Source organism: Jiangella anatolica (assembly GCF_003236295.1).
GTDB lineage: Bacteria > Actinomycetota > Actinomycetes > Jiangellales > Jiangellaceae > Jiangella > Jiangella anatolica.
Genome location: NZ_POTW01000188.1, coordinates 1 through 1,575, shown reverse-complemented (window position 1 = coordinate 1,575; position 1,575 = coordinate 1). Strand labels below are relative to the sequence as shown.

Here is a 1,575-nt window from a genome sequence, read left to right as displayed (position 1 = left end):
GTGCGAGGGGCCTGGCGTCGCGTACGAGGCGCGGCTGGGTGTGCGGGCCTCGCCGGAGTGCGGCTACGTTTACGAGCAGACGAGTGGTGACTGGCCAGGCGCGGCCTACGAGATCACGGCGACGGCGAACTGGGTGGTGACGTGGGCGGCGTCGGGCGGCGAGACCGGCACGTTGGAAGGGGCGCGGCCGACGACGGCCGCGCGGGTACGGATCGGTGAGCGGCAGGTGATCGAGACGGGCTGAGGCATGCGGTGGCGTAGTAGATGATCCGGCGGCGGCGGCGATCCTGCGGCGGCGAACCGATGGCGCGCCTCGGCCCGCGGCCGACGAGGGGATCGAGACCTGCCGAAGAAGCGAGTCAGCGGGTGGTGACCTCGACGGAGCCGGCGCTGGAGAAGGCGCGGATCTCATGCCGGGCGCCGGGCATCGTGTCGACGGAGACGAACTCGCGGCCGACGGCGGAGTCGGTCTCGACGTCGTAGGTGGCGTCGGCGGGGAGGGCGACGCGGACGGAGCCGGCGCTGGACTCGGCGTCGAGCGAGCGGGGCGGGACGACAGCCTCCACCTCGACGGAGCCGGCGCTGGACGTGACCTTGGCGACGTCAGCGGACAGCCCGGAGACGCGGACCGCGCCGGCGTCGGAGTGGACGGTGAGCGGTCCGCTCTGATCCGACACCTCGATCGAGCCGGCGTCGGACTGCAACGACGTCTCGCCCGACAGGCCCGAGACCACCAGCGTGCCGGCGGAGGCGTCGGCGGTGACGACTGCAGTAGATGGGATGGTGATCGTCACGTCGGACTCGCACCAGACCCCGAACACACCCGAGTCGCAGCCGCCGGTGACGCGCAGCACGCCACCGGACACGGCGTGGTCGATGCCGCCGTCGCGGCTCCACCCGGACCGGACGGAGAAGTCCAGCCGCGTCTCGCCCGACGCCGACCCGACGATCTCGACCCGGCCGGACGAGATGTCGATCTCGACGCGGTCGACCCGCTCCTCGATCGCCACGGTGTCGGTGGAGTGGGTGATCCAAAACACCGCGGTCAGGCCCGCGAACGCCGCGGCACTGATCCCGGCGAACGACAGGCTCCGGCGCACCGGCCGCCGCCGGCCGGCCGGCGCGGAGGCGCCCGGCGTGCTCGGCGACGGGTGGGAGGTGAGGGACCCACCCGCCGGCTCCGTCTCGTTGACCATGCGTTTCTCCTATGTCAAGCCGCTGCTGCGAGGTTCGGCGCGGTCGCGGTTGATGGGTTGTTCTTCAGGGTGTTGAAGACGGTTCGGGCGAGTCGTCGTTTGAGGGCTCGCAGGGCTTCGGTGGTGGTGTCGCCGCCGGTGATGCGTTTGTTGTAGTAGGCACGGCCCAGGCCGTGCAGTCTGATCTGGGTGACCGCGATGCGGTGCAGGGCGGCGTTGAGTTGCCGGTTGCCGGATTTGTTCATGCGCACACGGCCCTTGGTCCGGCCCGACCACACGGGGACGGGGGCGACACCGGCGTGCATGGCGTACTTGGCTTCGCTGGCGAACCGGGTGATGCCGGCGGTCTCGCCGACGATCTTGGCTGCGGTCAGCTCCG

2 protein-coding genes and 1 pseudogene are annotated in these 1,575 nt (G+C 71.4%); 1 reads left to right on the top strand and 2 read right to left on the bottom strand.

What is annotated here, in order from left to right; all coding sequences use genetic code 11:
• Positions 1–244: pseudogene (locus C1I92_RS34225) on the top strand (hypothetical protein); the annotation flags it as partial.
• Between the two features lie 115 nt (positions 245–359).
• On the opposite strand, the gene C1I92_RS32880 reads toward C1I92_RS34225, so the two are convergent.
• Positions 360–1,196: a DUF4097 family beta strand repeat-containing protein gene (locus C1I92_RS32880; protein WP_111258828.1), complete on the bottom strand. Its 837-nt coding sequence runs from the start codon at positions 1,194–1,196 to the stop codon at positions 360–362.
• A gap of 14 nt (positions 1,197–1,210) precedes the next feature.
• The coding region (locus C1I92_RS32875; protein WP_146605386.1) for a transposase at positions 1,211–1,575 on the bottom strand (365 nt) is incomplete at its 5' end.